33 protein-coding genes and 1 tRNA gene are annotated in these 26,207 nt (G+C 67.6%); 19 read left to right on the plus strand and 15 right to left on the minus strand.

From position 1 onward, the window contains the following. Positions 1–5 precede the first annotated feature (5 nt). Both JT689_RS11800 and JT689_RS11805 read right to left on the minus strand, forming a co-directional pair. Positions 6–1,160, minus strand: a complete 1,155-nt coding sequence (locus tag JT689_RS11800; protein ID WP_205251293.1) for an ABC transporter substrate-binding protein — start codon at positions 1,158–1,160, stop codon at positions 6–8. 89 nt (positions 1,161–1,249) lie between these two features. Then, positions 1,250–2,113 carry a hypothetical protein gene (locus tag JT689_RS11805; protein WP_010903915.1) on the minus strand — a complete coding sequence of 288 codons (864 nt, stop codon included), beginning with the start codon at positions 2,111–2,113 and terminating at the stop codon, positions 1,250–1,252. 263 nt (positions 2,114–2,376) lie between these two features. Here JT689_RS11805 and JT689_RS11810 point away from each other — a divergent pair, with 263 nt between their 5' ends. Continuing rightward, entirely contained in the window at positions 2,377–3,924 is a 1,548-nt protein-coding gene (locus JT689_RS11810) for a TrkH family potassium uptake protein (RefSeq protein ID WP_010903916.1), read from the plus strand. A gap of 140 nt (positions 3,925–4,064) precedes the next feature. Here the strand turns inward: JT689_RS11810 and JT689_RS12460 are convergent, their stop codons facing one another. Next, positions 4,065–4,193 carry a hypothetical protein gene (locus JT689_RS12460; protein WP_267875141.1) on the minus strand — a complete coding sequence of 43 codons (129 nt, stop codon included), beginning with the start codon at positions 4,191–4,193 and terminating at the stop codon, positions 4,065–4,067. Between the two features lie 41 nt (positions 4,194–4,234). Between JT689_RS12460 and JT689_RS11815 the strand changes: the two genes are divergently transcribed. Next, a complete protein-coding gene (locus JT689_RS11815; RefSeq protein ID WP_229373380.1) occupies positions 4,235–6,376 on the plus strand; it encodes a hypothetical protein in 2,142 nt (713 codons plus the stop codon). A gap of 302 nt (positions 6,377–6,678) precedes the next feature. Continuing rightward, positions 6,679–6,750: transfer RNA gene (locus tag JT689_RS11820), tRNA-Ala, on the plus strand. A gap of 92 nt (positions 6,751–6,842) precedes the next feature. On the opposite strand, the gene JT689_RS11825 is transcribed toward JT689_RS11820, so the two are convergent. Then, positions 6,843–7,304: a flagellin gene (locus JT689_RS11825; protein ID WP_205251294.1), complete on the minus strand. Its 462-nt coding sequence runs from the start codon at positions 7,302–7,304 to the stop codon at positions 6,843–6,845. Positions 7,305–7,462: 158 nt separating this feature from the next. Here JT689_RS11825 and JT689_RS11830 point away from each other — a divergent pair, with 158 nt between their 5' ends. Next, complete coding sequence (locus JT689_RS11830) at positions 7,463–8,005, plus strand: hypothetical protein (protein WP_010903919.1); 543 nt, start codon at positions 7,463–7,465, stop codon at positions 8,003–8,005. Here JT689_RS11830 and JT689_RS11835 read toward each other — a convergent pair whose 3' ends face one another. Beyond that, positions 8,006–8,503: a deoxyuridine 5'-triphosphate nucleotidohydrolase gene (locus JT689_RS11835; RefSeq protein WP_010903920.1), complete on the minus strand. Its 498-nt coding sequence runs from the start codon at positions 8,501–8,503 to the stop codon at positions 8,006–8,008. A 134-nt stretch (positions 8,504–8,637) separates the two neighbouring features. On the opposite strand from JT689_RS11835, the gene JT689_RS11840 reads away from it, so the two are divergent. The 5 genes from JT689_RS11840 (at position 8,638) to JT689_RS11860 (ending at position 13,780) form a co-directional block, all read left to right on the plus strand. Next, positions 8,638–10,215 (plus strand): S8 family peptidase, encoded by a 1,578-nt coding sequence (locus JT689_RS11840; protein WP_010903921.1) that lies wholly within the window; start codon positions 8,638–8,640, stop codon positions 10,213–10,215. Between the two features lie 171 nt (positions 10,216–10,386). Next, complete coding sequence (locus JT689_RS11845; protein WP_010903922.1) at positions 10,387–12,372, plus strand: aconitate hydratase; 1,986 nt, start codon at positions 10,387–10,389, stop codon at positions 12,370–12,372. A gap of 84 nt (positions 12,373–12,456) precedes the next feature. Further along, on the plus strand, positions 12,457–12,951 hold the full coding sequence (gene rimI / locus JT689_RS11850) for a ribosomal protein S18-alanine N-acetyltransferase (RefSeq protein ID WP_012289526.1): 495 nt from the start codon (positions 12,457–12,459) through the stop codon (positions 12,949–12,951). Positions 12,952–12,973: 22 nt separating this feature from the next. Further along, positions 12,974–13,333, plus strand: a complete 360-nt coding sequence (locus tag JT689_RS11855) for a DUF5810 domain-containing protein (RefSeq protein ID WP_205251295.1) — start codon at positions 12,974–12,976, stop codon at positions 13,331–13,333. A gap of 24 nt (positions 13,334–13,357) precedes the next feature. Beyond that, entirely contained in the window at positions 13,358–13,780 is a 423-nt protein-coding gene (locus JT689_RS11860; protein WP_010903925.1) for a DUF5809 family protein, read from the plus strand. Here JT689_RS11860 and JT689_RS11865 read toward each other — a convergent pair. Continuing rightward, positions 13,759–14,196, minus strand: coding sequence for a metal-dependent transcriptional regulator (locus JT689_RS11865; RefSeq protein WP_205251296.1), 438 nt, complete (start codon positions 14,194–14,196; stop codon positions 13,759–13,761). The genes JT689_RS11860 and JT689_RS11865 overlap by 22 nt on opposite strands. An 80-nt stretch (positions 14,197–14,276) precedes the next feature. On the opposite strand from JT689_RS11865, the gene JT689_RS11870 reads away from it, so the two are divergent. The 3 genes from JT689_RS11870 (at position 14,277) to JT689_RS11880 (ending at position 15,571) form a co-directional block, all read left to right on the plus strand. Beyond that, entirely contained in the window at positions 14,277–14,855 is a 579-nt protein-coding gene (locus tag JT689_RS11870) for an NUDIX hydrolase (protein ID WP_136360977.1), read from the plus strand. A gap of 105 nt (positions 14,856–14,960) precedes the next feature. Next, positions 14,961–15,155, plus strand: a complete 195-nt coding sequence (locus JT689_RS11875; RefSeq protein WP_010903928.1) for a heavy-metal-associated domain-containing protein — start codon at positions 14,961–14,963, stop codon at positions 15,153–15,155. A 53-nt stretch (positions 15,156–15,208) separates the two neighbouring features. Further along, a complete protein-coding gene (locus tag JT689_RS11880; RefSeq protein WP_010903929.1) occupies positions 15,209–15,571 on the plus strand; it encodes a rhodanese-like domain-containing protein in 363 nt (120 codons plus the stop codon). Between the two features lie 64 nt (positions 15,572–15,635). Here JT689_RS11880 and yciH read toward each other — a convergent pair whose 3' ends face one another. After that, entirely contained in the window at positions 15,636–15,929 is a 294-nt protein-coding gene (gene yciH / locus JT689_RS11885) for a stress response translation initiation inhibitor YciH (RefSeq protein ID WP_010903930.1), read from the minus strand. Positions 15,930–16,081: 152 nt separating this feature from the next. Between yciH and JT689_RS11890 the strand changes: the two genes are divergently transcribed. Continuing rightward, positions 16,082–16,282 carry a hypothetical protein gene (locus tag JT689_RS11890; RefSeq protein WP_010903931.1) on the plus strand — a complete coding sequence of 67 codons (201 nt, stop codon included), beginning with the start codon at positions 16,082–16,084 and terminating at the stop codon, positions 16,280–16,282. 9 nt (positions 16,283–16,291) lie between these two features. Here JT689_RS11890 and JT689_RS11895 read toward each other — a convergent pair whose 3' ends face one another. Then, entirely contained in the window at positions 16,292–17,053 is a 762-nt protein-coding gene (locus JT689_RS11895) for a coenzyme F420-0:L-glutamate ligase (protein WP_010903932.1), read from the minus strand. Between the two features lie 192 nt (positions 17,054–17,245). Beyond that, positions 17,246–17,866, minus strand: coding sequence for a GTP-binding protein EngB (engB, locus tag JT689_RS11900; RefSeq protein WP_010903933.1), 621 nt, complete (start codon positions 17,864–17,866; stop codon positions 17,246–17,248). A 111-nt stretch (positions 17,867–17,977) separates the two neighbouring features. Here engB and JT689_RS11905 point away from each other — a divergent pair, with 111 nt between their 5' ends. From JT689_RS11905 to JT689_RS11915, 3 genes are read left to right on the plus strand one after another with little or no spacing between them, the layout of a single operon-like run. Next, positions 17,978–18,721: an SIMPL domain-containing protein gene (locus tag JT689_RS11905; RefSeq protein ID WP_010903934.1), complete on the plus strand. Its 744-nt coding sequence runs from the start codon at positions 17,978–17,980 to the stop codon at positions 18,719–18,721. A gap of 45 nt (positions 18,722–18,766) precedes the next feature. After that, positions 18,767–20,077: a TIGR00341 family protein gene (locus tag JT689_RS11910; RefSeq protein WP_012289527.1), complete on the plus strand. Its 1,311-nt coding sequence runs from the start codon at positions 18,767–18,769 to the stop codon at positions 20,075–20,077. Positions 20,078–20,102: 25 nt separating this feature from the next. Continuing rightward, the gene (locus JT689_RS11915; RefSeq protein WP_010903936.1) at positions 20,103–20,423 is read left to right on the plus strand and encodes a hypothetical protein; all 321 of its coding nucleotides are present in this window, start codon (positions 20,103–20,105) and stop codon (positions 20,421–20,423) included. A gap of 46 nt (positions 20,424–20,469) precedes the next feature. Here the strand turns inward: JT689_RS11915 and JT689_RS11920 are convergent, their stop codons facing one another. Next, the gene (locus JT689_RS11920; RefSeq protein WP_010903937.1) at positions 20,470–21,453 is read right to left on the minus strand and encodes a GTPase; all 984 of its coding nucleotides are present in this window, start codon (positions 21,451–21,453) and stop codon (positions 20,470–20,472) included. Positions 21,454–21,534: 81 nt separating this feature from the next. Between JT689_RS11920 and JT689_RS11925 the strand changes: the two genes are divergently transcribed. Beyond that, positions 21,535–21,888, plus strand: coding sequence for a DUF5518 domain-containing protein (locus JT689_RS11925; protein WP_010903938.1), 354 nt, complete (start codon positions 21,535–21,537; stop codon positions 21,886–21,888). A 61-nt stretch (positions 21,889–21,949) separates the two neighbouring features. Here JT689_RS11925 and hisE read toward each other — a convergent pair whose 3' ends face one another. The 4 genes from hisE to JT689_RS11945 are packed head-to-tail and all read right to left on the minus strand — an operon-like array spanning position 21,950 to position 23,495. Beyond that, on the minus strand, positions 21,950–22,237 hold the full coding sequence (gene hisE / locus JT689_RS11930; RefSeq protein WP_010903939.1) for a phosphoribosyl-ATP diphosphatase: 288 nt from the start codon (positions 22,235–22,237) through the stop codon (positions 21,950–21,952). After that, entirely contained in the window at positions 22,230–22,688 is a 459-nt protein-coding gene (locus tag JT689_RS11935) for a bifunctional nuclease family protein (protein WP_010903940.1), read from the minus strand. The genes hisE and JT689_RS11935 overlap by 8 nt, the downstream gene beginning before the upstream one ends. Next, positions 22,685–23,296, minus strand: coding sequence for a pyridoxal 5'-phosphate synthase glutaminase subunit PdxT (gene pdxT, locus JT689_RS11940; RefSeq protein ID WP_010903941.1), 612 nt, complete (start codon positions 23,294–23,296; stop codon positions 22,685–22,687). The genes JT689_RS11935 and pdxT overlap by 4 nt, the downstream gene beginning before the upstream one ends. 37 nt (positions 23,297–23,333) lie before the next feature. Next, positions 23,334–23,495 carry a preprotein translocase subunit Sec61beta gene (locus JT689_RS11945; protein ID WP_010903942.1) on the minus strand — a complete coding sequence of 54 codons (162 nt, stop codon included), beginning with the start codon at positions 23,493–23,495 and terminating at the stop codon, positions 23,334–23,336. A 112-nt stretch (positions 23,496–23,607) separates the two neighbouring features. Here JT689_RS11945 and trxA point away from each other — a divergent pair, with 112 nt between their 5' ends. Next, positions 23,608–23,877: a thioredoxin gene (gene trxA / locus JT689_RS11950; protein WP_010903943.1), complete on the plus strand. Its 270-nt coding sequence runs from the start codon at positions 23,608–23,610 to the stop codon at positions 23,875–23,877. Positions 23,878–23,982: 105 nt separating this feature from the next. Beyond that, positions 23,983–25,839, plus strand: coding sequence for an SLC13 family permease (locus tag JT689_RS11955; protein ID WP_010903944.1), 1,857 nt, complete (start codon positions 23,983–23,985; stop codon positions 25,837–25,839). On the opposite strand, the gene JT689_RS11960 is transcribed toward JT689_RS11955, so the two are convergent. Next, the gene (locus tag JT689_RS11960; RefSeq protein ID WP_010903945.1) at positions 25,836–26,180 is read right to left on the minus strand and encodes a hypothetical protein; all 345 of its coding nucleotides are present in this window, start codon (positions 26,178–26,180) and stop codon (positions 25,836–25,838) included. The genes JT689_RS11955 and JT689_RS11960 overlap by 4 nt on opposite strands. Positions 26,181–26,207: the final 27 nt, after the last annotated feature.

The following is a 26,207-nucleotide window of genomic DNA, read 5'->3' on the forward strand; positions in this document are numbered from 1 at the left end:
GCTGCCTACAGCCCGACGCCGTTGATGGCGTCCGCGACGCGCTGTCTGTCGAAGAGGCGCTCGGACGCGGGGATCTCCGTCGGTGAGCCCGGCCACGAGCTGAAGGCGTCGGGGTAGACCATTTTCGCGAGGGCCTCCGTGGAGAACAGGTCGACGATCGGTCCCATGAACTGGCCGCCGGTGCGCACGAGGTTCCCGTTCTCGACGGCGGTGAGCTGCTGCCCGTTGGGGTTGGCTTCGAAGGGCTCGACGACGGTGTCGACGAACTCCGCGTGGGTCTGGGAGGTGAGCCCGCCGACCGCGCCGATGTAATCCGGGTCGACGTCCAGCAGCTCCTCGTAGCCGATGGGGCCATCGGGGACGGCGCCGGCGAACGCGTCCTGCATCCCGAGGCGGCGGTAGGTGAGCGTGTTGTTCTGGTCGGGATCGAGGGGCGCGATCCGGAACTGCCCGGCGTCGGGACGGACGCCGCGCCAGATGGCCGCCACCGTGGGGCGGTCCGACTCCGGGGGGAGGCCGTCGCTGATGGTGTCCATGAGGTCGGCTTTGATGGACTGCCAGGCCTCGAAGCGGGCCCGGCGTTGGAAGATCTCGGCGGCCTTCTCGAAGGCCTCGTAGAGGTCATAGAAGGGGCCGTCACCGACGGCCGAGGAGGACGCAAACCGGATGCTGGAGCCCATGAACGGACCCGCACTGGACTCGATCGCTGCGATGTCGTCGTCGGTCCAGTTCGCGTAGAACTTCAGCATCCGCGGGTCGATGAGGTGGACGTCACAGTCCGCGGCGTAGAAGTTCTCCTTGTCGTAGCCGGATTCGGAGTCGCTCGCGAGCTGTTCGATCTCGGCTTTGTGGAACGCGACGTCCGGCAGCGCGTCGTAGAACTTCAGCGGGGCGCGGCCGAGGCTGGCGGTGGCCGACGGCTGGATGCCCAACGCCATCCCGATGTCCATCCAGACGCTGGGGATCGCGGCGTAGGTTTCGGGCACCGACTCGAAGGTGTGTGGGGGGTTCGGCTCGACTGTCACCGTGTACGAATCGGACCCCGCGTCCGTCTGGGTGGTCGAACCGTCGTCGGTCGGCGATTGGCTGGACGTACAGCCGGCGAGACTAGCTGCGATGAGGCTCGCGCCCCCGGCGAGGATCTGCCGTCTTCGCGCCATATGTTTAGGCCAACCTAAACAGCCTTAGTGATTCCTCCTGCACAGTCCATCACGCCGCGAACACTGTTCACACCGTGTTGCGGCCACGGTCAGTCATCGGCACGCGCGGCCTGCGACAGCGGGACCGCTCCCGCCTGCATGGACTCGATCGTGGCGTGGGCCCACGCAACCACGTCCGGGTGTGTCGACCGCAGAACGTCGAACCCAGCGTCCTGGTGGCGGTTCACAGTCAGAAACACCGTCTCCCCGTCGATGAGATCAACACTGCACGGGACACGCTCCCCGATCCGGTAGTACGTGGTTCGGTCGGTGCCCGCCTCGATGGCCTCCCAGCGCTCGCGCAGCGCCGCGTCCTCGGTCATGGTGGCCGCCACCTCGGCATCCGCGATCACCGTTACCGACGGCGCTGTGCCCTTCCGGACGGCCTCCCCGAAGGTGTACATCGGCAGCGAAATGAACGTCCCGAGCAGCGACCGACACGAGTCCGCCGCCCCCACCGCCCCCGCAACGACGCGCGCGGCGGCCAGCGGGTCGGCCTGCTCGGTGCCCACGTGCTCGCTGCCGGCGAGACACTGCAGGTCGAAGTCGAACCAGTCGACGGGCAGCCTGTTGATCACCGACGGCAGCGCTTGCCCGACCGCAACGGTCCCCAGCAGCCGGTCGAAGTCCCGGTACACCAGCGCGCCGAACTGCGTCAGTGTGTACGCGTTCGACGACGGGTCGTGTTCGATCAGGCTGCGCTCGGTGAGATCGTTGAGCACCCGACTCAGCGTCACCCGTGTCGCGTCGGTGTGGGCTTCGAGGTCACTCCGCGTCCGCGCGGTGCCGTCCAGCAACGCGAGGACGCCGAGTCGGTGCTCGGAGCGTGCCAGAAACGCCACCGTCTCCAGCGTCTCACCGGCTATCCCGCAGTCGTCGTGTGGTGCTGTGCACGCGTCCGTGGTGTCGTTCATAGGTCACGCCCCGCCCTAGTTTAGGGCCGCCTAAACACCTTTGTACTTCCCACACGGCGGTGTCAGCGGCGCGTGGCACTGTCCGCCCTCCCCCTCGGGCTCCCGCGTGGCCGACTGTCCGACGCAGTCCGGCCGGAACGCAAATCCTTATCCTGTGCCGGTCCGCTACCTCCCAGGTGACACATCCGTCCGTCTCCCGCGCCGCGCACACTCGGGGTGACCGCAACGCACAGCATGCCCAGCCAGACCCACCGTGACACCGGATGCACGTCGCCGTAGACACAGTCGGCCGCGACGTCGGCCGCATCCTCCAGGCCGTGTCGCTGCTGTTGGCCGCCTCGGTCGCCGTTGTCGCGGTCAACGGCGAGTTCTTCGCGATCCCGGCGTTCGTCGTCTCCGCAGCCGTCATGGGCGGCATCGGGACTGGGCTGGCGCGGCTCTGTCGGGGCGCCCGACCGCCGAAAAAACCCGACGCCATGGTGACCGCGGCCACCGCGTGGGCCGTCGTCGGGGTCCTGGGCGCGCTACCGTTCGTCCTGGTGGCGTGGACGATGCGCCTCCACCTGCTGCCCGGGCTGACACCGCCCCTGAACGCGACAACGCGGGTGTTCTTGCACCCGCTGAACGCCGTCTTCGAGACGATCAGCGGGTTCACTGGAACCGGCCTGACCATGGCCACCACCGAGGGCGACCTCCCGCGGGCACTCCACTGGTGGCGGTCGCTCACCGAGTGGGTTGGCGGCGTCGGCGTCATCGTGCTCACCGTCGCCATCCTGCGCCGGGGCGACGGAAGCAGCGGCTCGTACACGCTCTACGAGAGCGAGGCGCGCTCGGAGAAGATCCACCCCAGCATCATCACCACGGTCCAGGAGATCTGGCGGCTCTTCGTCGGCCTCACGCTGGGCGCGATCGCGCTGCTGCTTCTGGCCGGCATGCCACCCTGGGACGCCATCAACCACGGCATGACCGGGATCGCAACCGGCGGCTTCGCGGTGCGCGCCGGCTCCATCGGCGCGTACAACTCCCCCGCCATCGAGTACGCCACCGTCCCCATCATGATCGCGGGCAGCATCGCGTTCCCCGTCCACTACCTGCTGTTCACGGGCGACCTCAGAAACGTGTACGCGGACCTCCAGACGCGGTGGGTCGTGGCCTGGTTCGCCGTGGGGGCGGCCGTGCTGTCGGCGCTCCTGTTCTACACCGGCCAGTACGACTCGCTTGCGGCGTCGTTCCGTATCGGCCTCTTCCAGTTCGTGTCCGCCACCTCGAACACCGGGTTCGGAACCACGACGATCGGCCGCGGCACCGAACGCGTCTGGCAGACCGGCCCCACGCTGTTCGCGTGCCTCGGGATGCTCACCGGCGCTGCCGCCGGCTCAACCGTCAGCGGCATCAAGCTCATCCGCGTGATCACCCTCATCAAGGGGACGGCCTGGCAGATCCGGGACGTGTTCCGCCCGGCGTCCGCGATCCGGTCACTCCGAATCGGCGACCGGAAGCTCAGCGAGCACCAAGCCCAACGCGAGTACGCCGAGGCAACGCTCGTGTTCGTGCTGTGGCTGGCGTTCCTCGCCATCGGGGTTGCCGTGTTACTGGCCGCGCTCTCACCACAGCACCCGCTTGAATACGTACTCTTCGACGTGATGAGCGCGCAGAGCAACGTCGGACTCGATGCCGGCATCACCAGCCCGGGAATGCCCGCCCTCGCGAAGGGCATGCTCATCATCAACATGTGGGTCGGCCGCCTGGAGATCATCCCCATCGCGGTGCTCATCAGCGCCGTGCTCCGACACGGCGACTTCTACCGGTGAGGCGTTCGCACACGCACTCCGCCGACCCCGGGTGTGCGGTTGGCGGTCGCTCCGAGCGCGTTCTAACGTTCTTTCATCGTGTTGCTAAGCTTTATGAACGAACCGTGCACACACAACTCATGAGAATGGTCGGGGGTTTGTTATACACGCGCCGCCAGCCCGCCGGCTTCGGCTCCGAGATGCTTGCGGCCGCCGGTACCCTGGATCGGTGTGGACTGCACGCACTCCCCCTGCGTCACCGCGTCGCCGAGCCGCTGCGACCGCCCCACAGGTGTGCCGCCACACCCAACTGGGGGTGGACGGTGTAACCGTGCCAGCGGCCAGTTGCCTCGAAATGGTCGTTCCGCTGTCCGACGGCCACACCGGCCTGGCGCTGAACGACAACATCTACAACCGACGCGTCGTCATGCGCACGCCGACCCGGGTCACGCCGACGCCGACGGATCCGTCCACGTTCCTCTTTCCCGTCGAGGAAGCCGCGCGCGTCCACACCGACCGGCTCACTACCGCCAAGCCGAGCATGGTGTTCATCCGCGATGACGCCACGGGCGACCCCCTCGACGCCCTCACTGAACCCCAGTCGGTCACCGTCTCACACGACGACCCACGCCTCCTGGAGTTCCAAACGCCGGTCCGGACGTACGTCCGAGTGCCCGGCGGGACGACCACCACGGTGACGATGACACTCGACGACGTCACGGTCAGCTTCCCGGACGCACACGACCTCCAGATCGGCGTCCGGAGCCAGCACTCCCACCCGATCGGCGAGATCACAACCACCACCGACCCGGTGGACGTGATGGCGGCAGTCGAACAGTTCGGCGCGGCCCTCCAGACGCCGTCGCCAGAGCGGTCGTGGCCGACGCTTCGGGGCCACCCGCCCCGACTGACCGTCGGCCAGCCCGACTCGACCACCCACAGCCTGTCCCGCCCGGACGTGGACGTGACTGTCGGCGTGCCGCCGGAGCTCGGTGCCGTGTACGCGGTCACGCCGCTCGCGTTCTATCTGGGGGCCCGCCTCGAACCGTCGTCGACGCCGTCCGTGACCGCCGGCGGGCACCAGATCGCGACGTTCCCGCGGGACACGCTCGGCCGGGCCGCCGGGGCCCTCCTCAAGCACGTGTTCACGCTGGACTGCGTGGTTCGGTCCGTCGGGCTCTACGACCTGGACACGCCCGCCCGAGACACACTCACGGCCGCCTTCGACTGGACGCGGGACGACCTGCAGCGGCTCTATGACATGCCTCTGGCCGCTCGCCTGCAAGCGTACACCGAGTACCCCCAGGAGACGGTGCTCGCGGCGGCACCCCGGTGGCGGCATACGGTCATGGTCGCCGACGACCCTCGCCCCATCGAGCATCTGTCCTTCCTCGCGAACGACCTGGCGGTCGTCCGCACGCTTCCCGACGCCACGCCGGACTCAGCGCCCGCGCTCTCGGCGGCCGTCGACGAGTTCATGCGCTCCACGACCGACACCGCATCGGACACCCGCGGCCACGGTGTGATCCCCGACGAGTTCGTCGCGGTGCCCGAGACGGACACCATGGAGACGTCGTACATCGGCCCGGGGGTTCCAGTCGGCGACACGAAGCTGATCGCCGACGCCTACGACGCCCGGTTCAGCCACTCTTCGACCGACTCCGTCTCGGTCAACGTGGTGTGCAACGAGGACGACATGTGGGACGAATACAGCGAGTTCTCGCTGTACGGGAACCGCGACGGCCTCGAATTCGACGTTTCGGTTGCGCGCAACGCTACCCGGGCGGAGCTCGCCGACGTGCTCACGTCAATGGGTGACACCGATTTCTTTCACTACATCGGTCACGTCCGGGACGGCACCCAGTTCGTGTGCACGGACGGCGCGCTCTCGTTCGATCAGATCGCCGCCACGACGACGCCGCCACGCGTGTTCCTGTTGAACGGGTGTTCGTCGTACGAGCTCGGCCGTGCGTTCATCGACGCGGGGTCTCAGGCGGGGATCATCACAGTGCGCCCGATCGGCAACGACGCGGCGATGCTCATCGGCCAGAACATCGCCCGGTTCGTCAACCAGGGGTTTTCGCCCCGGTCCGCGCTCGCGATCGTCCAGCGGTACGGGCGTGCCGACGACAAGTACATGGTTCTCGGTGATGGGGGCTATCAGGTTGCACAGAGCAAGAGCGGCATCCCAGTGGTTGCTCACTTGACTACGGCCTCCTCAGACAGCTCTCAGCGGTATCGGTTCTCCGTTGAAATGTTCCCCTCAGAGCACGACAGCCTTGGGGGTATCTACAGCCCGAACTTCGATGCACTCTCTCAACAGCTCTACGCCGGCTGTACTCCTACCGTTACAGCGGCTGCACAGGAAGTGCAGTCGTTTCTCGATCTAGATAGTCAGATGCCGGTTGTACTGGATGGGTCCCTCCATTGGGCCCCTCCACTCGAGGTCTCTCCGTGCTCTACGGACCCTTAACCACAACTCCGTTCGCGGTGTGCTCGGGCGTGTTCGCTCGCTTCTTTCGTGACGTGCGGGGGGTGTCTCGTGGCATTGCAATCGTTAGTATCCGGTCCACGCAGTTGAAATTTTCTATATCAGACTACTCAAAACTTACTTTTATTTTGCGTGCAATTATATCTGGCCAACTGATCCACTACAGCCACAGCCCCCAGTCGCGTTTCGACCAACGGGTCTCCGCCGCTTGTGCTGTGACTCACCATCGAACACGCACGCTGAAGCAGAAGTCTGAAGTACAGCCACCGGCTCAACCAGTATGCGGGCTCGTAGATCAGCGGTAGATCGCTTCCTTCGCAAGGAAGAGGCCCTGGGTTCAAATCCCAGCGAGTCCATCCTTCTCCCATCCCATCGCCCACCAGCGCCGCCATTGTTCGGCACTGGGCCGCACACGCCGCCCGCAGTCCACAGCCGAGTGGCCCAGGGGCTACGACGTGGTGAACGTGAAGTGATCGCGGTGGCCGTTGGTGTCGACGACGACCCGGGTCTCCGTGTTCGGTGCCAGATCAACAGTCACCTCCACGCGCAGCAGCGTGCCCGGCCGCCAGGTGTCAGCGTTCGCGCTCACGACCGCCGTACTCGCGGGTGTTTGATACTCCCCGTCGACGAGCACAGTGATGTCTCTGGGGTCGCTCAGGGGCGTGCTGTCCCCCGTGTTCTTCACGAGGATCGTGAGCGTATCCGTGGTGTCGTTGTAGACGCTGTTCGGCGCACCCGGATCGCTGACGACGCTGAACGCGGTGTTGGCGTGTGCGGCGTCGGTGTCGGCGGCGTCGTTGACGCTGTCGCCGATGATGGTGGCACTGTCCGTGAGCGCACCGGCGAGCGCGGCCGAGAACAGGATCGCGGCGATGAACAACACGAGGTGGGCCGAGGAGACGGAGGCCATCAGTCGCTCACCCCTGTTGCCGCGGGTCGTGCCATCGTTGTTGTTCTGCAACCCGATCGGCTTGAATGTTCGTTCGCGCGCGACATCGCACGCCCAGCGTCACGCTAATGCATACCGTTTGACAAGCTTTACATTCCACCGTTGACACGCTTGCGGTAATGACTGGCATGGGAGGGGAATGCCGACCACGGGAGGCAGACGCTGTGATCGTGACCGAACCGGATGTCACTGCAGTCGACGCGGACCCACGCACGGCTTCGACGGCCGTCGGTGTGACCTACGCCTTCGACGCCGAGACCTGGATTCGCCGGTGGGGCGCGAACAAGGACCGCGTCGCCGCAGTGACCGCCGGCAGTGGGGACGTGCGCACCGCGACCGCGCGCTCCTCGCCCGCAGCGCACACGGACGCCGCCCCGATTCAGCTTCCGGCCACGCCGCCGAACGGCTGCGACATGGCCACGGTTGGCGTCATCGTCCACGCGTACCTGGGTGCGTGGGAAACACACGACCCCACGGTGTATCTCGACGGACTCGAACGCAGCGTGGCTGTGACCGACCCTGAAGCGGTGTTCCGATTCCTCCACGCGCTCGTGGCCCGGGCGCGAGCCGTCGACGGCCGGCTCGTCGCCTCCATCGCGGCGCACGATCTGCCCGCGGACACGGTCAAGACGCTCCTCCCGCTGTTCGACGAGCGCGTGTGACTACTCGCCAGGACGGGTGTCCGTGCGCTCGTGCTGGTAGCTCCCGTCGTAGGTGTTTTCGTGGTCTCCGGTCGCCAACACGAGCTGGGCGACGCGTGCGCCACGCGCGATCGTGATCTCGTGGTGCACCTCGAACAGGCCTTCGCCGCGGCCGGTGTATCCGGCGTCCCACACGGCCGAATGCAGCATACAGGAGTTCCGCATCAGCGACGACCGTGGATAGACGAACCCAACGTGGTTCTCGGGGATGGTGATGGTCTCCGCGTACTGGAGGATGTACGTCCCGGGTTGGATCGTGACCGTGGTGTCGGTGCTGTCCTCGTCGGCGGTCGGCGTGACCGGGCTGCGGTCGCCGATGGTTTTGCCGTCGGTGTCGATGCGCCCGGGCTCGGTCTGTTCGAGGACGGCATCGACTGTGAGGTCGACCCCGTTCGGCTGGATCTGGTCGTCGGCAACCGGCTCGACGTGGTCAGCGACGAACGCCCCCCGTTCGTACATGCCTGCCGTTCGGTGGGGCCGCCTGGAATCGGTTTCGATTCCACTCTTCGCCTGTTCATTTCAATTTATAACTATATAAATCACAGTTTCTAGCGAAAAATATTAAGTAAGTGTACACTGTCCTGGCGAGTGGGATGGCAGACAATACCAACGTCACGAGGCGTAGTTTCCTGACCGCGACCGGTGCGGCCGCCGGGTCAGTCGCACTGGTCGGCGTCAGCGCCGGGGAGTCCGACGACCCCTGGAACTCCGACCGCAGCGAGTACATCGTCGGCGTGTCCAACGTCGAAGACGACCCACAGCAGCACGTCGAGCAGTATCTGCAGGGCCAAGAGCAAGTCGGCAGCGTGCAGGAACGGCTCAACACCGCCGTTGTGGGCCTGCCAGCCGACGCCCCCGAGTCAGTGCGCAAGCAGTTCGTCGACCGACTCGAATCGCGTGACACAATCAAGTACGTCGAGCAGAACGTCGAACTGCAGGCACAACTCGTGCCCAACGACCCACGCTTCGGCGATCAGTACGCCGACCAGCAGGTCAATGCCCCCGAGGCGTGGGACACCACGACCGGCGATGCAGGCGTCACGATCGGCGTCGTCGACCAGGGTGTAAAATACGACCACCCGGACCTCGACGGCAACATCGACCGCTCGGTGTCCAACGGTGGCCGCGACTTCGTCGACGACGACGGCGACCCGTATCCGGACTCGCTGAACGAGGAGATCCACGGCACGCACGTCGCCGGCATCGCCGCTGCCGAAGTCAACAACGGCAACGGCGTCACCGGGATCGGGAACTCGAGCGTGATCGCCGGCCGTGCTCTCTCCGAGCGTGGCTCCGGATCCACGGCGGACATCGCCGACGCAATCACGTGGGCGGCCAACGAGGGCGCTGACGTCATCAACCTCTCGCTCGGCGGCGGCGGATACACGAACACGATGCAAAACGCCGTCACGTACGCGGCCAACCAGGGCGCACTCGTCGTCGCCGCGGCCGGCAACGACGGGAGCGGCTCGGTCTCGTACCCCGCCGCGTACGGCGGTGTGCTCGCCGTGAGCGCGCTCGACCCCGACGAGTCGCTGGCGTCGTACTCCAACTACGGGCCGAAGATCGACCTGGCCGCCCCCGGGACGAACGTGTTGTCCACGTGGACGGCAGACGACTACGAATCGATCTCCGGCACGTCGATGGCCACACCCGTTGTCGCCGGCGTCGCGGGGCTCACGCTCGCACAGTGGGAGCTCTCGAACGCCGAACTCCGCAATCACCTGAAGGCAACCGCCGTCGACATCGGGCTGTCCGACCGCCAGCAGGGCGCTGGTCGCGTCGACGCCGCCAACGCCGTCAACACCGATCCCGGCTCCGGTGGCGGCGGCGGTGGCGGTGGCGGCGGCGACTCGACGTCGTCGAGCGTCTCCGGCTCGCTGCGCGGCCGTGGAGACAGCAACTGCTGGTCGTTCTCCTACGAGTACAGCAACCCGAGCCAGGTCGTCATCGAACTCGATGGCCCGGGGAACGCGGACTTCGACCTCTACGCGAACACGAGCACCAACGCCTGTCCGACCACGTCGAGCTACGAGTTCCGGTCGTGGACGACCGGCTCCCAGGAGTCGATCACCATCGACAACCCGGACACGTCCGTGGATCTGAACGTGCTCGCGTACGCTTACAGCGGCCGCGGTGACCTCACCGTCACCGTCACCGAGTACAAGTAATCGACCGGACGCGATTCTGACTGTCCTCGCCGGGGGACGTTCCCCCGGTGCTGCGTTCTTTTGTGGGTTGTGCACATGACCCAATTAAGGACGCTCCGTGTGTATTAGGACGGACGCTAACGCCTGAAACACACGGGATTTATAATCGTAGACGGACCATTTTAGGTCGCTATGGGACAGACGCTTACCGAAAAAATTCTCGATGACCACCTCGTCGAGGGCGACCTCCAGCCCGGCGAGGAGATCGGCATCGAGATCGATCAGACGCTCTCCCAAGACACCACTGGGACGATGGTCTGGCTGCAGTTCGAGGCACTCGAAATGGACGAAGTCCAGACCGAGCTCGCCGCGCAGTACTGCGACCATCAGACCTACCAGTTCGACTTCAAGAACACCGACGACCACCGCTTCCTGCGGTCGGCCGCCGGCACCTACGGCGCGTATTTCTCCCGGCCTGGCAACGGCATCTGCCACAACGTCCACAAGGAGAACTTCGCCGCGCCCGGCAAGACCCTGCTCGGGTCCGACAGCCACACGCCGACCCCCGGCGGTCTCGGCCAGCTCGCCATCGGCGCGGGCGGCATCGACATCGCCGTCGCGATGGGCGGCGGCGCGTACTACGTCGAGATGCCCGAGGTCGTCAACGTCCGGCTCGAAGGCGAGCTCCCCGAGTGGGCCACCGCCAAAGACGTCATCCTCGAGCTCCTGCGCCGCCTCTCCGTGAAGGGTGGCGTCGGCAAGGTGCTTGAGTACACCGGGCCTGGCGTGGAGTCGCTGTCCGTCCCGGAGCGAACCACCATCACGAACATGGGCACCGAGCTCGGTGCGACGTCCTCGATCTTCCCGACGGACGACCGCACCGAAGACTGGCTCGCCCGGTTCGACCGCGAAGACGAGTTCGTCGACCTCCAGGCCGACGCCGACGCCGAGTACGCCGACGAGATCGTCGTCGACCTCTCGGATCTCGAACCGCTCATCGCAGAGCCGTCGATGCCCGACAACGTCGTCCCGGTCCGCGAGGTCGCGGGCCAGGAGGTCGAACAGGTCATGGTCGGCTCCTGCACGAACGGCGCCTACGAGGACGTCCTGCCGGCCGCCAAGATGCTGGAGGGCCGCGAGGTCTCCAAGCACACCGAGATGATCGTCGCGCCGGGCTCCAAGCAGGCCTCCGAGATGCTCGCCCGCGAGGGCTGGACGGCCGAGATGATGGCCGCCGGCGTGAACTTCAGCGAGGCGACGTGCGGTGCCTGTATCGGCATCGGTCACGTGCCGGCCTCCGATTCGGTGAGCCTCCGGACGTTCAACCGCAACTTCGAGGGCCGGTCGGGCATCGAGGACGACTCCGTGTACCTCTGCTCGCCGGAGGTCGCGACCGCGTCGGCGATCGCCGGCGAGATCGTCGATCCGCGCGACCTCTCCGATGACCTCGGTGACCTCGAGGCCCCCGGCTTCGAGATGGGGACCTCGTACTCCGGCGGCTACGGGGCGGGCGACACCGACATCATCACGCCCGAGGAGTCCATCGACGACGACCTCATCAAGGGCCCGAACATCTCCAGTGTACCGGTCAAAGACCCGCTGGGTGCGGACGTGCGTGGTGAGACCCTGCTGAAGATGCAGGACAACATCACGACCGACCACATCATTCCGGCGACCTCCGACATCCTGAAGTTCCGCTCGAACATCGAGCGGCTCTCGGAGTTCACCCTCTCGCGCATCGACGACACGTTCGCCGAGCGCGCGAAGGCAGCCGACAGCGGCGTGCTCGTTGCCGGGGAGAACTACGGGCAGGGGTCCTCCCGCGAGCACGCGGCGATGTGCCCGATGTTCCTCGGCGTGGAGTCCGTCCTCGCCCAGAGCTTCGCCCGCATCCACAAGGCGAACCTCTTCAACTTCGGGATCCTGCCGCTGAACATCGACGAGGAGACGTACGCCCGCATCGAGCAGGGCGACGACGTCGAGGTCGTCGACGACGTTGCGGCCGCCGTCGCGGACGGCCAGGAGGAGTTCACGGTCCGCGTGAACGACGACTGGGAGGCGACCGCGACCCTCGACGCCTCGGAGCGCGAGCGCCGCACGCTCGCCGCCGGTGGCAAGCTGTCGCTGACGAAGCAGCGCCACAGCGAGGGCTCGGGCGCCGCGCCCGCCGACGACTGACTGCCGGTAGTCGGTCCACAACGCGTTTTTCGACCACGTGTGTCGGCCGTAGGTGATAAACCCAACCGTGACGTATGCCGCGGTGTGACGGCGGTTCAACGCGGTGATCCGGACGTGTGGGTGCGGCAGGCGACGCGCGCGGACCTGCTCGCCATCGTTCGCATCGAGCAGTCCGTGTTCTCGCATCCGTGGCCGTACGCGGCCTTCGAGCGGCAGCTGGACACGGCCGGGTTCCTGGTGGCGGCCGAGCAGTCCGGGCTGGACAGCGTCGCGGGCTACGTCGTCGGGGACACCATTCCGGGCCACGGGCGGCCGCTCGGCCACATCAAGGACATCGCCGTGCGCTCCACGCGCCAGGGCGACGGCATCGGGCGGCTGTTGTTGTCGCGGGGGGTGGCGGCGCTGGCGGGGCAGGGCGCACACACCGTCAAACTCGAAGTGCGGGAGAGCAACGAGGTGGCTCGACACCTCTACGAGGAGTTCGGCTTCGAGTACATCCGGCGGCTTCCGGAGTATTACGCCGACGGGGAGGACGCCGGGGTCATGGCCGTGCGCCTGGCGGACCGTGACGGGTTTTAGCGGTGAGCCCGACGGGTGTGGTATGGGCTACCTGTGTCCGGTCTGCGGCGTCGAGACGGCCGACGGCGAGCACCTCGCGAACCACGTGGCGTTCACCGCCCTGACGCGGGGCGGCGACCACGAGGCGTGGCTCGACGAGCACGCCCCCGGGTGGGCGGACAGCGGCCCCGCGGAGCTGGCCGACACTGTGGTCGGCCACGCCACCGAGACCGACGCCGAGCCGGTGTCCGAGGCGCACACGCACGACGCGCCCGCCGGAGCGCGCGCTTCGGTCGACGCCAGCGCTGCCGACAGCGATGACGTGCTGGCGGAGGCGCGCGAACTCACGGCCGCGATGTACGCGTCGTCAGCCGACGACAACGGCGACTCCGAAAACGAATAAGTGCCGGCCGCCGGGAACGTAGGTATGACCGAGACGCGCGGCGTGTTCGCACCGGAGACAGTTGCCGACGCGAAAGCACGGTTCGAGGCGGTCGGACCCGCCGCCCAGGCAGTCACGAAAGCGACGGCCCGCGAGATGGAGTTCTCGAAAGCCGAGTACGACGACCGCGTCACCAGCAGCGTCGTCGAAACCGCTCGGGAGGCGGTGTTCGCGTCGCTGCTCGTGGTCGCGGTCGGCTCCTACGAGGAGTTCGCGGCGGCCCGCACCGAGCATCCCGACGCCGAGGTCGTCCAGCACGGCAGCCAGGACGTGGCCAACGCGGTCTGGCATTACGTGCCGTTCGCGGACGCGATCGTCGCGGCGACCTTCGAGGCGGAGGCGGACGCGGCGGTGGCGACGCTGCGGCGGATCGCGTTCGGCGAGTACTACCGGGAGGCCGTGGAGTAAACCGTACACTCGGGCAGCCGAACCGCCGGCGCCCGGCATTCCGCCCCACACGGGTGGTCGATGTGTTCGCGGAGCGCGGCCGCGGCGTCCGCCGACAGCGCGCCGCCCAGCTCATCGGCGGTGTCGGCGGGGAGGTCCAACTCGTCGGCGCTGAAGTGGTGTGCGAGACACCGCTTCCAGGCGAGCGTTCGGGCGATCCGCTCGCCGCGGTCTGTCAGTGTCGCGCCCTGGTAGCGCTCGTAGTCGACGAGGTCGCGCGCCGCGAGGTCACGGAACCGCTCGGTGACCGTGCTGGGGGAGACGTCGAGTTCGGCCGCGACGGCCCCGGTCTCCGCGCGGCAGTCCTCGACCGTCCCGACGACGAAGATGGCTGTGAGATAGCGATTGTCGGCCCGCGACACTGTCGCTGCTGGCATATATTCGTCTTCTCAGACTGACGTAAAAATCTGTGCCTGACGTGCGTGGGGCTTAGTAACTGGGTCGTGATGGTCGCCGTATGAGCCACGACTGGCCACTCGTCGAATCCCGCACCGAGTACGAGACGACCTGGTACGACGGCGGGTACGACCGCGTCGAACAGCCCGACGGCACCGAGAAACAGTATTACTGGGCTGACCTGCCCCCGGCAGTTGTCGTCGTCGCCGTCGACGACAACGACGTGCTCTTCGTCGACCAGTACCGTCCCACCATCCGCAAGCAGTGCATGGAGCTGGTCGCGGGCATCGTCGAGGAGGACACCGCCGACGCCACGCCGACCGACGCCGTTGCACCGCACCCAACCCGCGAGTCCTACGTTGCGGCGGGCCGCCGGGAACTCCGCGAGGAAACCGGCTTCGAGGCGGACACCGTCACGCTCCTGGAGGAGTTCTGGACGGCCACCGGCGTGCTCCGTCACAAGCGCGGCATCGTCTTCGCCGAGGACCTGACGGCGACCGACCGCGACCTCGACGACAACGAGTTCCTCTCCGTCGAGCGCGTCCCGGTCGCGGAGGCCCTGACGGTCGCACGCACGCCACCCGCCAACGACGCCACCATCGAGGGGCTGTTGCTGGCCGACGCCGACGGCCACCTGTAACCGCTCTCTTCGCCGACCGATTCACACTCCAAAGCGCGGCCCGGGGCGTGGCTGTGGATTCTGAAGGGAAACCGCGAAAAACACGCCGGGCCTACAGCACACTGTATGACAGAGCTGACCGTCACCGACATGTCCTGTGCGCACTGCGAGCAAACCGTCACGGACGCGCTCACCGACCTGGACGGCGTCACGGACGCGACAGCCGACGCCGACACCGACACCGTCAGCTACGAGGGGACCGCCGACACCGACGCCGTCGTCGCGGCCATCGACGACGCGGGGTACACAGTAGCGCCGTAACCCGGTCGCCACGACCGGAAGCCATACGTCCGCGGACCGCCGACCCCGAGGGGATGGACGGTGAACTCTCCGCGGACGACCTCGCGGCAGTGCTGGACGACGACGCGCTCCGGATCGTCGACATCCGGACCCCGCCGGCGTTCGCCCGCGGGCATATCCCGGGCAGCGAGAACATCCCCTTCCAGGAACTCCCCCAACGGGTCGACCAGCTGGCGGGCGCCGACCGCGTCGTGACAGTCTGCCCGCACGGCAAATCCAGCAAGCAGGCCGCCCGCTTGATCGCCTCCTACGAGGGCGTCAGCGCGGACACCCAGGTCGAGAGCCTGGGGTGTGGGATCGACGGCTGGCCGGGCGACCTCGAACAGTCCTCCGACACCGCCGCCGACGAAGGCCCCGAGACGGACGCCCCGTTCTGACGGCGGCCCGGTCCAGCCGCTGTGGCGTCGGCACCTGAACGAAGAAGCGAGCGTCGACGTGGGGTTAGGCGACGTTAAAGCCCTTGTTTCGGAGGAAATCCTCCACGCGACCCGAGTGGTTGCCCTGCAACTCGATTTCGCCGTCCTCGACGGTCCCCCCGCACGCGAACTTCGATTTGAGGTCCGAGGACAGGCTGTCGAGGTCGACATCCTTCGGGTCGAATCCTTCGATAACGGTAACTTCTTTCCCGTAGCGGCGCTCGTCGATGCGGATTTCGATTTGCTGGGACTCTTTGGCGACGTCTTCACAGACGCAGAGTTCCTCGGGCAACCCGCACGTCGAGCAGACTTCCGACATTACACGAACGGGTACGAAATCCGTATATTAAACACTATCGGCGACGAGACGGCACGCGGCTGTATTCGCCGCCGTCGACCGCCCACGGTGATCGGTGGGCGGGGGCCACGCGGTCCCGGAGGACTCAAGACGCCAGCCACCCCAGTCGACGTATGGTCTGGATCATCGACAACCTCGTCACGATGGTCGAACATTTCACGACGGCTGCCACCACCGACCCCCTCTCGGCGATCGGCATCCTCTTCGGCGCGCTGTTCGTGACCGCCGCCGCGGGCGCGTTCGGCGCGCTCGCCGTCGGGGGGCTGATTTCGCCGCTCGTTCCCGACTCCGCGACCATCCAGCAGCGCCGCTAACGTCGCCGCTCACGCGCCGTCGAACGTCCAGCCGCGGAGCGCCTGCCGCACGAAGTCACCGTCGACCGCCCGGAACAGCTGCTCGCTGCCGTCGTGGTCGCCGAACTCGAACTCCCGCACGACGACCACCGGCGTTCCGTCGTCGCCCTCGCCGGACACGAGGTTCGCGGTCGCCGCCAGCTCGTCCACGACTGCTTCCACCGTCACCGCCAGCTCGTGGCCGTCGCGGTCGGTTTCTCCGCGCCAATCCCGGGCCGCAGGCAGCCCCGCCCAGCCCAGCGCCACGCCGCGCTGTCCGTGCCTGAACGGCCGCCCCGACGTATCAGTCACCACCACGCCCACGTCGGCCGCGAGCCCCGCCTGAATCCGCGCGGCGCTCTCCGCCGGCCGTTTGGGCAACAACAGCAACTCCGCACCCCCGGTGTTCGAGCGGTCGATGCCGGCGTTCACGCCGACGTGTCCACACGTCGTTTCCGTGAGCAGGAACGGCGCGTCCATGATGACCTCGGTCGCCTCCTCGATGACGGCCTGCGCGAACCGCGGGTCCTTCTGCTCGCCGGTCACGTCGGCCAGCCGCGCGGCGATCTCCTCGGCCCGCGGTCCCGGCGTGAACTCCGCGAGCGCGGCCGTGCGGCCTTCGGCTTTCGACACGACCGTGCTCGCCACGCACACCACGTCCCCGTCGGTCAGGTCGGCGCGCTCGGCCACCAACGCCGCGAGATCGTCGCCGGCGTCGATCTCCGGCAGTCCATCCACCGCGAACGCATGCATGGCTTGGCGTTGCACACACCGCCCAAAAGCCCCAGCGATACACGCGCCACCCCGGCCAGGAGTGAAAGGGTCTTGTCCGCGGCCCCCCAAACCGGCGAGCGTGGGCGACGGTGACGAGGAGTTACCCCCTCCGAGCCCCTTGTGACGAGGCCGTTCTCCCGAGTCGCCCACTGTACGACTCGGCAGCGCCGGCTAACTGAAGAACTGCTTGAGGTCGTCGCGCTTCGCGGCGTCGAAGTGGCTGTTCACGGCGTCCTCCAGCGCGGCGATGCGGTCTTTCTTGGCCGTGATCGGCGCGATCACGTCCTGCCACTGCTCCCAGGGCGGGTACAACCCCAGGCGGTCGGCGATGTCGTTGAGCCGCTCGTCGCGGTCGTCGACCTTATCCATCTTGTTCACCGCGACCACCGGCTGGACGCCCAACTCCTCGAGCAGGTAGTACAGCTCGACCACGTGGGGGATCTCGTCCCCGCCGCTGTGCCGGTCGATGATGTCGACGGCGGCCTTCCCGTCCAGCACGAGCACGCCCACCATGATGTTGTCGGCGTGCGACTCGACGTACCGGACGACCTCGGTTTTGATCGCTTCCTCGTGGCCGTCCTCGACGCCCTGCATGTACCCGAACCCGGGCAGGTCGGTGAGCATGAAGTCCTCGCTTGCCCAGTCGAAATGGTTCGGCTGGCGGGTGACGCCGGGCTTCTGGCCGGTCGGCACCTGGTGGCCGGTGACCGCCCGCATCAGTGTCGACTTCCCGACGTTCGACCGTCCGACGAGCACGACTTCGTCGCTGCGGTCGGGCCGATCCTTGAACATACCGTTGGTAGCCCGCCAGCCCGGTTAAGTAATGCGTCCCACGCCAACAGTCAAAGCGGTGTTTGAGTCTTGGTGGAACTCAAGCCCCAGCTCCGCCAAGCACGACCTGCAATGAACGCTCGATCCACGCTCAGTGTGTGTGCCGTCGCCGCCGTCCTCGTTGTCGCCGGGATCGCGGGCGCGACCGCCCTCGGCATGGGGCCGGCGTCGGCCGACACCCACACCACCGACTCGAAAGCCATCACGGTGTCGGCCGCCGGCACCGTCGACGCAACCGCCAACCAGGCGGTCATCGACGTCGCCGTGACCGCCAGCGGGAACGACTCCACCGCAGTCCGGGAGTCGTTGGCGGCCGACGTGCAGTCCGTCCGCGACGCCCTCGCCGACGACGGCGTCCCCGCCAACACCGTCCGCACCACGAACTTCGACATCCGACAGCAACGCGACCGCACCCCGAACGGCGTCGAATACAGCGGCTACCGCGGCGTCCACGACCTCGAAATCACGACCAACGACACGTCCGCGGCGGGCGAACTCATCGACGTCGCCGTCACCAACGGCGCGGACACCATCGACGGCACGTCGTTCACGCTCTCCGACGCCAAACGGGACCGCCTCCACAACGACGCGCTGAACACCGCGATGGCCAACGCCAGACAGCGCGCCGACACCCTCGCGTCCGCCGGCGGGCTCGGCGTCGCCGGCGTCCACGCCATCGACTCCGCGGACACGACCGCCCATCCTCGCGCCGAGGCCGGCGGGATGGTCCCCCAGAGCACCACCGCCACCACCATCGACTCCGGCCCGGTCACCGTCACGGCCTCCGTCCAGGTGACGTACAACGCGACGGCGTAGCGCCATCAGCGAAGGCTTTTCTCCGCCGGCTGGCAACTCGATGGCGTGCGACTCGTCCAAGTCACGGTGCCAACCGGAAAACGCGACGCGGTGCTGGCCGCCCTCGACGACGAGGGCGTCGACTACGTCGTCACCCCCGAAACGGCAAGCACCGAATACACCGCCGTCGTGCATTTCCCGCTGCCCACCGCCGCGGTCAGCGACGTCCTCGACGCCCTCCAGGACGTGGGGCTGTCACAGGACGCCTACACCGTCGTCGTGGACGCTGAAACGGTCGTCTCCCGGCGCTTCGACGAACTGGACGCGCGCTACAGCGCCGACTCCGACGCCGCCGACGACCACATCGCCCGCGAGGAGCTGGTCGCGCGCGCCGCTGACCTCGCGCCCAACCGCGTGACGTACGCCGTGCTCACGCTCGTCAGCACCATCATCGCGACCGCGGGACTGCTGTTGGACTCGCCGGCCACCGTGGTTGGGTCGATGGTGATCGCGCCGCTGCTTGGCCCGGCGATGTCCGCCAGCGTCGGCACCGTCGTCGACGACGACGACCTGTTCGCGCGCGGCATCCGACTGCAGGTGGTCGGCGTCGCGCTCGCGGTCGTGGGCGCGGCCGCGTTCGCGTTCCTCGTGAAAACCACACACCTCGTGCCCCCCGGCCTCGACGTGTTGTCGCTGTCCGAGGTCCGGGAGCGACTCCGCCCCGACTTCCTGTCGCTCGTGGTCGCGCTCGGCTCCGGGGTTGCCGGCGTCTACAGTCTCATGTCCGGCGTCTCCTCGGCGCTGGTCGGGGTCGCCATCGCGGTGGCGCTCATCCCGCCGGCGGCCACCGTCGGCATCGGGATCGCGTGGGGGGTCCCCACACTCGCGGTCGGGTCCGCCGTGCTGGTCGCCGTGAACGTCCTCTCGATCAACCTCGCCGCGCTCGTCGGGCTCTGGTACTCCGGGTACCGCCCCCAGCGGTTCTTCGCGGTCGGCGACGCCCACGCCGCGCTCGTCAAGCGCGGCGTCACACTCGCCGTCGCCATCGCCGTTCTCTCGGCGTTCCTCGGCGGCGTTACGCTCGCCTCCGTCGAGGCAGCCGACACCGAACAGGCCGTCGACCGCGCCATCGACGACGTGACCGCGCAGGCCGCTCACACCTCGGTCGTCGACGTCCAGTTCCAGTACGACCGCGGCCTCGTTTCGCGCCAGCCACACACAGTCATCGTCACGCTCGGCATCCCACCTGGCCAGCAGTATCCCGCGCTCGCGCAGTCGCTGGCCAAGCGCATCGAGACCGACACCGGACGGGAGCTCGCCGTCGAAGTCCGGTACGTCGAAACCCAGCGGGTCGCGCCGTCCCGCCCCAACGAGTAAATACCGGCACCGAGTACCGCGGCGCATGCGCACGGAAACAGACGAGTCCCAGGACCCGACCGCCGCGACGCTTCGGCGCCGAGTCGCGGCCACACTCGACCGCGAGTTCCCCGACCTCAGCCGCGGGACGCGAGTGGTCCAGCGGGTGAACGCGGAGACCGGCCTCGTCACGCTGTCGTTCGGCTGTGGGTGTTCCGACGGCGTCTCGCCGGACACCGAGCGCGCGATCGAGGCCACGCTCGTCACGGACCTCGACGCCGTCACCGGCATCACAACGGACTCGGGCTGTGGCTGTGGGTCCACGGACACCAGCACGGACGACGCTGGCCCCACGGCACCGTTCTAGCGCGCGCAGTCCGCGGTTCGCGCTCGCTTCGCTCGGTGCGTCCCCGCTACTCCTCGAACGGCAGTTCTGGCTCGTGGCCGACCGCGTCGACGGCCGCGGTCAGCGTCTCCGTGACGCCCTCGCCGCCCTCGACGCTCATGTAGCAGTCCGCCTCGATCTCCGCCGAGAGGTCGGTCTTGCTGCAGACGGTGACCAGCGGGGCGTCGCCGAAGCGGTCGCCGACCTCCGCGCGCAGCGCCTGCTGGTCGGCGACCGGGTAGCCACACGCGGCGCTGGCGTCCACGAAGAACAGGATCACGTCCCCCACGTGCGTGAGCGCCGACACGGCCTGGTCTTCGATCTCGTTGCGCTCGTCGGCCGGCCGGTCGAGCAGCCCCGGGGTGTCGACGAGCTGCCACGTGATGTGGTCGCGCTCGAAATGCCCGATGTCCACGGACTTCGTCGTGAACGGATACTCGGCGGTCTCGATGCTGGCGTTGGTCACGGCGTTCACGAACGAGGACTTCCCCACGTTCGGGTAGCCAGCGACCACCACGGTCGGCACGTCCGGCTGGATCTCCGGCAGGGTCTTGAGGGCGTCACGGGCCGCGCCGACGGCTTCCAGGTCGTCTTCGACCTGGTCCATCACCGACCCCATGCGGCCGAACCCCTGCTTGCGGAGGCTGCGGGCTTTCTCGGCGTCGTTGGGGAGCCGGCCGATGTACTCGCGGCCGAGGTCGTGGGTCTTCGAGGACGCCCACGACAGCTCCGAGAGGTGTTGGCGGAGCTCGTCGATGCCGTCCTCGCTGGCGAACTCCTCGCGCAGGATGGCGTCGGCCAGCTCGCCGTAGAACGGATCGACGTGGTCGAAGTCCGGCCACTCGGTGACGACGTTGTGGAGGTTGTCACCCAGGATGTTCGACGCGGTCTGGAGCATCGACTGCTGTGCTTCCACGCCCTGCTTCGCGCGCCCGGCCCGGGCCGCTCGCGAGAACGCCTGGTCGATGAGTTCCTCCGACGTGGGCGTCGTCGGCAGGCTCTCGAAAATCATGCAACTGGATTCGCGGGCGAGACGTAAAAGGCCACGTATCCCCACGCGAGGGTTTTTGCGCCGCCCCCGCGTGGCGGGCACATGGTCAACTGGCGTGCGGTCCTCACCGGGTTCGGCGTTTCGTTCGTGCTCGGCGTGTTCGCGTTCGCGCTGCCGGGCATCGGCCACGCCGCGGCGGGGCTGGTCGGCGGGTTCGTCGCCGGCTGGATGGCCGACGACGGGGCCTGGAGCGGGGCGGTGCATGGCCTCCTGGCGGGCGCGCTCGGCGGCCTGGTCGTCGTGTCGCTGATCCTCGCTGCCAGCCTCGCCGGCGGGCTGCTGTTCGTCCCCATCGGCGTGCTCGGCGTCGGGGCGGCGCTCGCCGCGCTCGCCGTCTTCCTGGCGCTCGCCGTCGACAGCGCCGTCGCCGGTGCCATCGGCGGGCTGCTCGCCTGACGGGGCTCTCGATTGCCGACGCCGCTGTGGACCTCCACCATCGGCGGCGCACGTCTCGCGACTACCGGCGGTCGTCGAGCTCGGCCAGCAGCGCCTCGACGTCCATGTCCTGTTGGGCGAGCACGACGAGCATGTGGTAGACGACGTCCGCGCCCTCGTGGGCGAGTTCGTCGGTGTCGCCGTCCTTGGCGGCGAGCAGGAACTCGGTGGCTTCCTCGCCGACTTTCTCCAGGGCGGCGTTCTCGCCTTTCTCGTCGTCGGCCAGCAGACTGGCCGTATACGAGTTCTCGGGCATTGTTTCCTTGCGATCCTCGATCACGTCGAACAGCTCGCGGAGCGGGTCACTCATCTCCCATCACCTCCCGGATGTCCCGCAGCTCATCAAACCCGTCGGGCGAGCGCGCACCCTGTGCGAACACGTCGTCGGCGACCGCGATCGGGGCGTTCGTGCGCGCCGCAAGCGCCAGCGAATCGCTGGGGCGCGCGTCGACAACCGTGCTCCCGCGCGGCGTCTCGACGTGCAGATCCGCGAAATACGTGCCCGCCTCGACGCTGGAAATCACGACCCGGTCGACGCGCCCGCCCAACTCCTCGACGAGGTCGAGGGTCACGTCGTGGGTGAGCGGGCGGCCGATGTCGACCGCGTCCAGGCCGCGCGCGATGCTCGCCGCCTCCTCGAAGCCCACGAAGATCGGGAGCACGTCGCCGCTGTCGTCGGCGTCGTCGCGTGCCAGGACGACCACCGCAATCGTGCCGTCGGGAGTGTCCGCCACTCGCACCGCGTCGATGTCGGCGTTCATGCGTCACCGGCCTGTGCGGACGGTGTTCGGTCGAAAAACGCGAGTTCGTGCAGCCGCACGTCGGCGGTCAGCTCCGGGTGGAACGACGTCGCAACCACGGGGCCGTCCCGGATCGCAACCGGACGCCCGTCCCAGGACGCAAGCACCGTCGCGTCCGCGCCGACCTCGTCGATGACCGGCGCGCGGATGAACACCGCGGGGAAGGGGTCGGCGAGCCCGTCGACGTCCAGGGGGGCTTCGAAGGAGTCGACCTGGCGGCCGAACGCGTTCCGATCGACGGTCACGTCGAGCACGTCAAGCGTTTCGACGCGGTCGTCGTTGGCGTCCGTCGAGGACACGATGAGGCCCGCGCACGTCGCCAGCAGCGGCTTGCCGGCGGCGACGTGGCTGCGGATCTCGGCGTCGATGCCCTCGCGGTCCAGCAGCCGAGAGATGGCCGTCGACTCCCCACCGGGCAACAGCAACACGTCACACTCCGGGACGACCCCCGCGGTCCGGATCTCACGCACGTCGGCGGGCTGGCCGTGAGCGTCGGCAGCGCGGCGGATCGCGGCGGCGTGTTCGGAGACGTCGCCCTGCACGGCGACAACACCGGCAGTCAGTGTCATACGCTGCCATATGCGGCTCCCGCGAAAAAACGTCTCGCTACGCGAAGAACTGTGCCAGCAACACTACCAGCCCGAAGAACGCCCCGACCGCAACGACGGACCGCGGGTCGATTTGGAGTGCGTTGGAGTCCTCGGAGTCGAAGTAGCGGACGAGGCCCGCACTGGACATCAGGCCGCCCGAGTTTTGACCACTGCTCATGGGTCAGTACTGTCAGCGCGCCCGCCTAAACCTTTCGAGTTGTCGCACCTCCGGCAACAGACGTGCCGTGAGAAACCCTTAACCACGAAGCCCGCCAATTCGGAGTATATCGATGACTGTCACCCTGAAAGACTTCTACGCGGACTGGTGCGGGCCGTGCAAGACTCAGGATCCGATCCTCGAAGAGCTCGAGGCGGACTACGACGAGGACGTGTCCTTCGAGAAGATCGACGTCGACGAAGCCGAGGACGTCGCAAACGAGTACCAAGTGCGTTCGATCCCGACCATCGTCGTGGAGAACGACGACGGCGTCGTCGAGCGGTTCGTCGGCGTCACGCAGCGCGAACAGCTCGAGGACGCAATCGAGTCCGCGGGCGCCTGAGCGCGCACACGTCACGCCGCCTTTTCCGCCGGCTTCGGTCGCGCCCAGCGGCGCCGCTGCATCCGTTCCGGTAGCCTTTCAGTCGTTCCGCCTGACCGTGGCACCATGTCAGCGGTGTCACCACCCGTCGCGCTCGCCGCCGGGGTCTCAACGGACGTGCTCGTCGTTTTCGGCGTGGTGGTGGGCGCGCTCGTGTTGTTCGTCACCGAGTGGCTGCCGATCGACGTCACCGCCATCCTCATCATGGTGGTGTTGGCCGTGCTGGAGCCGTGGACGCAGGTGTCGACGGCCGAGAGCCTCTCGGGGTTCTCGAACAAGGCGACCATCGCCGTGCTCGCAATGCTCATCCTGTCGACGGGCGTCAGCCGGACCGGGCTCGTCCAGCTCGTCGGCCGGAAGCTGTCGGCGTTCGCCGGCGAGAACAAGTCCCGACAGCTCGGCGCCACCATCGCCGCGGGCGGCCCGGTGTCCGGGTTCGTGAACAACACGCCCGTGGTTGCGATCCTCGTGCCCGTCATCTCGGACCTCGCGCACAAGGGCAAAACCAGTCCGTCGAAGCTGCTGATGCCGCTGTCGTTCGCGTCGATGCTGGGCGGAACGCTGACGCTCATCGGCACGTCGACGAACCTCCTGGCGAGCGAGACGACCGCCCGACTGGCCGACCAGCAGGGGATCGCGGGCCTGCATGCGTTCTCGATGTTCGAGTTCACACATCTCGGCGTCCTGGTGTTGGCGGTCGGGTCGCTGTACCTGTTCGTCGTCGCCCCCCGGCTGCTCTCCGATCGCGTCCCCGTCGAGGACGACTACCTCACGGAGTACGCGCTCGGCGACTACCTCTCGGAGGTCGTCGTCCGGGAGTCGTCGCCCATCGTCGGGCAGACGGTGCGGGCGGCCATCGACGCCGACCGGTTCGACGCCGACGTGTTGGGGCTGGTGCGCGACGGCGAGCGGTTCATCGAGCCACTCGGGCAGAAGGTCGTGCGTGCGGGGGACACGCTCACCATCCGCACCGGCCGTGAGACGCTGGCCGACATCGCGACCGTCGACGACCTCTCGCTGACGGGCGCGCCCGACGACGAGCGCGACCTCGAACCCACCACGCAGGACGAGCAGGCGCTCGTGGAGGTCGTCATCCACTCGGGGTCGTCGCTCGCCGGGCAGACGCTGTCCTCGTCGTCGTTCCGCGACCGCTACGACGCCAACGTGCTGGCGTTCCGGTCACGGGGAGAGACGGTCCACGAACGCATGGACGACCGGCGGCTCCGCGTCGGCGACACGCTGCTCGTGCAGGCACCGCGCTCGGGGATCGACAGGCTGTCGGCGAACCCCGATTTCATCGTCGCCCACGAGCCCGACGAGCCGGACTACCGGACGGAGAAGATCCCCCACGCCATCGGCATCGTCCTCGGGGTCGTGCTCGCGGCGACGGTGACCCCGTTTCACATCGTCACGACCGCGCTGGGCGGCGTCGTGGCGATGGTGTCGACCGGCGTCCTCCACCCGTCTGAGGTGTACGACTCCGTCGACTGGGACGTCATCTTCCTGCTGGCGGGCGTCATCCCCCTGGGCATCGCGCTCGAACAGACCGGGGCCGCACAGCTGCTCGGGGAGGCGATGGCCGCCACGGCGACGGTGCTTCCGGCGCTGGGTGTGCTGTGGGTGTTCTACCTGTTCACGGGCGTCATCACGAGCGTCATCTCGAACAACGCCAGCGTCGTGTTGCTGATTCCGGTCGCCGTCGAAGCCGCCGTCGAACTCGGTGCGAACCCGTTCGCGTTCGTGCTCGCGGTGACGTTCGCGGCGTCAACGGCGTTCATGACGCCGGTGGGCTACCAGACGAACCTCTTCGTGTACGGGCCGGGCGGCTACACGTTCAGTGACTTCTTCCGCGTCGGGCTCCCGCTGCAGTTGCTGTTGTCGGTGGTCACGGTTGGCGGCATTGCGGCCTTCTGGGGCGTCTAAGGCGGATATTTCTCGACGCGCCACTTGCCGTCCTCGACGTTGAAGCTGAACGTCCGCGAGCCCTTATCCGACTGCACCATGAGCTTCCCGCCGGAGACGCTGTACCGCGTCAACATCTTCAGTTCGAGTTCCTCCCGTACCGTCTCGAAACACACCATGTGGCGGCCGTCGGCGACGTAGAACCCGATGTCCGTGAGCATCTGTTCGTCAGTCGACTGGAACTCCGCTCGCAGACGCGTGTCCGTCGCCTCGATCACTTCACCGCCGCCGCGATCGACCCACGCGGTGAACGCGTCGTTGAACGCGGCCGAAATGCTGTCGTCTGCCCACACTTGTTCCATGCGCGAAATCACGGCCGGGTGTGCTTA

The sequence above is a fragment of the Halobacterium sp. GSL-19 genome, from assembly GCF_016917855.1.
Taxonomy (GTDB): Archaea; Halobacteriota; Halobacteria; order Halobacteriales; family Halobacteriaceae; genus Halobacterium; species Halobacterium salinarum.

What these genes read in the sequence shown, in the direction of transcription:
- JT689_RS11915 (WP_010903936.1), top strand. Translation starts at nt 20,103, where the DNA reads ATGCGCACGGAAACAGACGAGTCCCAGGACCCGACCGCCGCGACGCTT.
- JT689_RS11960 (WP_010903945.1), bottom strand. Translation starts at nt 26,180, where the DNA reads ATGGAACAAGTGTGGGCAGACGACAGCATTTCGGCCGCGTTCAACGAC.
- JT689_RS11925 (WP_010903938.1), top strand. Translation starts at nt 21,535, where the DNA reads ATGGTCAACTGGCGTGCGGTCCTCACCGGGTTCGGCGTTTCGTTCGTG.
- yciH (WP_010903930.1), bottom strand. Translation starts at nt 15,929, where the DNA reads ATGTCGGAAGTCTGCTCGACGTGCGGGTTGCCCGAGGAACTCTGCGTC.
- JT689_RS11870 (WP_136360977.1), top strand. Translation starts at nt 14,277, where the DNA reads ATGAGCCACGACTGGCCACTCGTCGAATCCCGCACCGAGTACGAGACG.
- JT689_RS11800 (WP_205251293.1), bottom strand. Translation starts at nt 1,160, where the DNA reads ATGGCGCGAAGACGGCAGATCCTCGCCGGGGGCGCGAGCCTCATCGCA.
- JT689_RS11860 (WP_010903925.1), top strand. Translation starts at nt 13,358, where the DNA reads ATGACCGAGACGCGCGGCGTGTTCGCACCGGAGACAGTTGCCGACGCG.
- pdxT (WP_010903941.1), bottom strand. Translation starts at nt 23,296, where the DNA reads ATGACACTGACTGCCGGTGTTGTCGCCGTGCAGGGCGACGTCTCCGAA.
- JT689_RS11805 (WP_010903915.1), bottom strand. Translation starts at nt 2,113, where the DNA reads ATGAACGACACCACGGACGCGTGCACAGCACCACACGACGACTGCGGG.
- JT689_RS11890 (WP_010903931.1), top strand. Translation starts at nt 16,082, where the DNA reads ATGGTCTGGATCATCGACAACCTCGTCACGATGGTCGAACATTTCACG.
- JT689_RS11865 (WP_205251296.1), bottom strand. Translation starts at nt 14,196, where the DNA reads ATGCCAGCAGCGACAGTGTCGCGGGCCGACAATCGCTATCTCACAGCC.
- JT689_RS11830 (WP_010903919.1), top strand. Translation starts at nt 7,463, where the DNA reads ATGACTGGCATGGGAGGGGAATGCCGACCACGGGAGGCAGACGCTGTG.
- JT689_RS11955 (WP_010903944.1), top strand. Translation starts at nt 23,983, where the DNA reads ATGTCAGCGGTGTCACCACCCGTCGCGCTCGCCGCCGGGGTCTCAACG.
- JT689_RS11810 (WP_010903916.1), top strand. Translation starts at nt 2,377, where the DNA reads ATGCACGTCGCCGTAGACACAGTCGGCCGCGACGTCGGCCGCATCCTC.
- JT689_RS11825 (WP_205251294.1), bottom strand. Translation starts at nt 7,304, where the DNA reads ATGGCCTCCGTCTCCTCGGCCCACCTCGTGTTGTTCATCGCCGCGATC.
- JT689_RS11875 (WP_010903928.1), top strand. Translation starts at nt 14,961, where the DNA reads ATGACAGAGCTGACCGTCACCGACATGTCCTGTGCGCACTGCGAGCAA.
- JT689_RS11835 (WP_010903920.1), bottom strand. Translation starts at nt 8,503, where the DNA reads ATGTACGAACGGGGGGCGTTCGTCGCTGACCACGTCGAGCCGGTTGCC.
- JT689_RS11880 (WP_010903929.1), top strand. Translation starts at nt 15,209, where the DNA reads ATGGACGGTGAACTCTCCGCGGACGACCTCGCGGCAGTGCTGGACGAC.
- JT689_RS11855 (WP_205251295.1), top strand. Translation starts at nt 12,974, where the DNA reads ATGGGCTACCTGTGTCCGGTCTGCGGCGTCGAGACGGCCGACGGCGAG.
- hisE (WP_010903939.1), bottom strand. Translation starts at nt 22,237, where the DNA reads ATGAGTGACCCGCTCCGCGAGCTGTTCGACGTGATCGAGGATCGCAAG.
- JT689_RS11840 (WP_010903921.1), top strand. Translation starts at nt 8,638, where the DNA reads ATGGCAGACAATACCAACGTCACGAGGCGTAGTTTCCTGACCGCGACC.
- JT689_RS11895 (WP_010903932.1), bottom strand. Translation starts at nt 17,053, where the DNA reads ATGCATGCGTTCGCGGTGGATGGACTGCCGGAGATCGACGCCGGCGAC.
- engB (WP_010903933.1), bottom strand. Translation starts at nt 17,866, where the DNA reads ATGTTCAAGGATCGGCCCGACCGCAGCGACGAAGTCGTGCTCGTCGGA.
- JT689_RS11845 (WP_010903922.1), top strand. Translation starts at nt 10,387, where the DNA reads ATGGGACAGACGCTTACCGAAAAAATTCTCGATGACCACCTCGTCGAG.
- JT689_RS11905 (WP_010903934.1), top strand. Translation starts at nt 17,978, where the DNA reads ATGAACGCTCGATCCACGCTCAGTGTGTGTGCCGTCGCCGCCGTCCTC.
- JT689_RS11920 (WP_010903937.1), bottom strand. Translation starts at nt 21,453, where the DNA reads ATGATTTTCGAGAGCCTGCCGACGACGCCCACGTCGGAGGAACTCATC.
- trxA (WP_010903943.1), top strand. Translation starts at nt 23,608, where the DNA reads ATGACTGTCACCCTGAAAGACTTCTACGCGGACTGGTGCGGGCCGTGC.
- JT689_RS11935 (WP_010903940.1), bottom strand. Translation starts at nt 22,688, where the DNA reads ATGAACGCCGACATCGACGCGGTGCGAGTGGCGGACACTCCCGACGGC.
- JT689_RS11945 (WP_010903942.1), bottom strand. Translation starts at nt 23,495, where the DNA reads ATGAGCAGTGGTCAAAACTCGGGCGGCCTGATGTCCAGTGCGGGCCTC.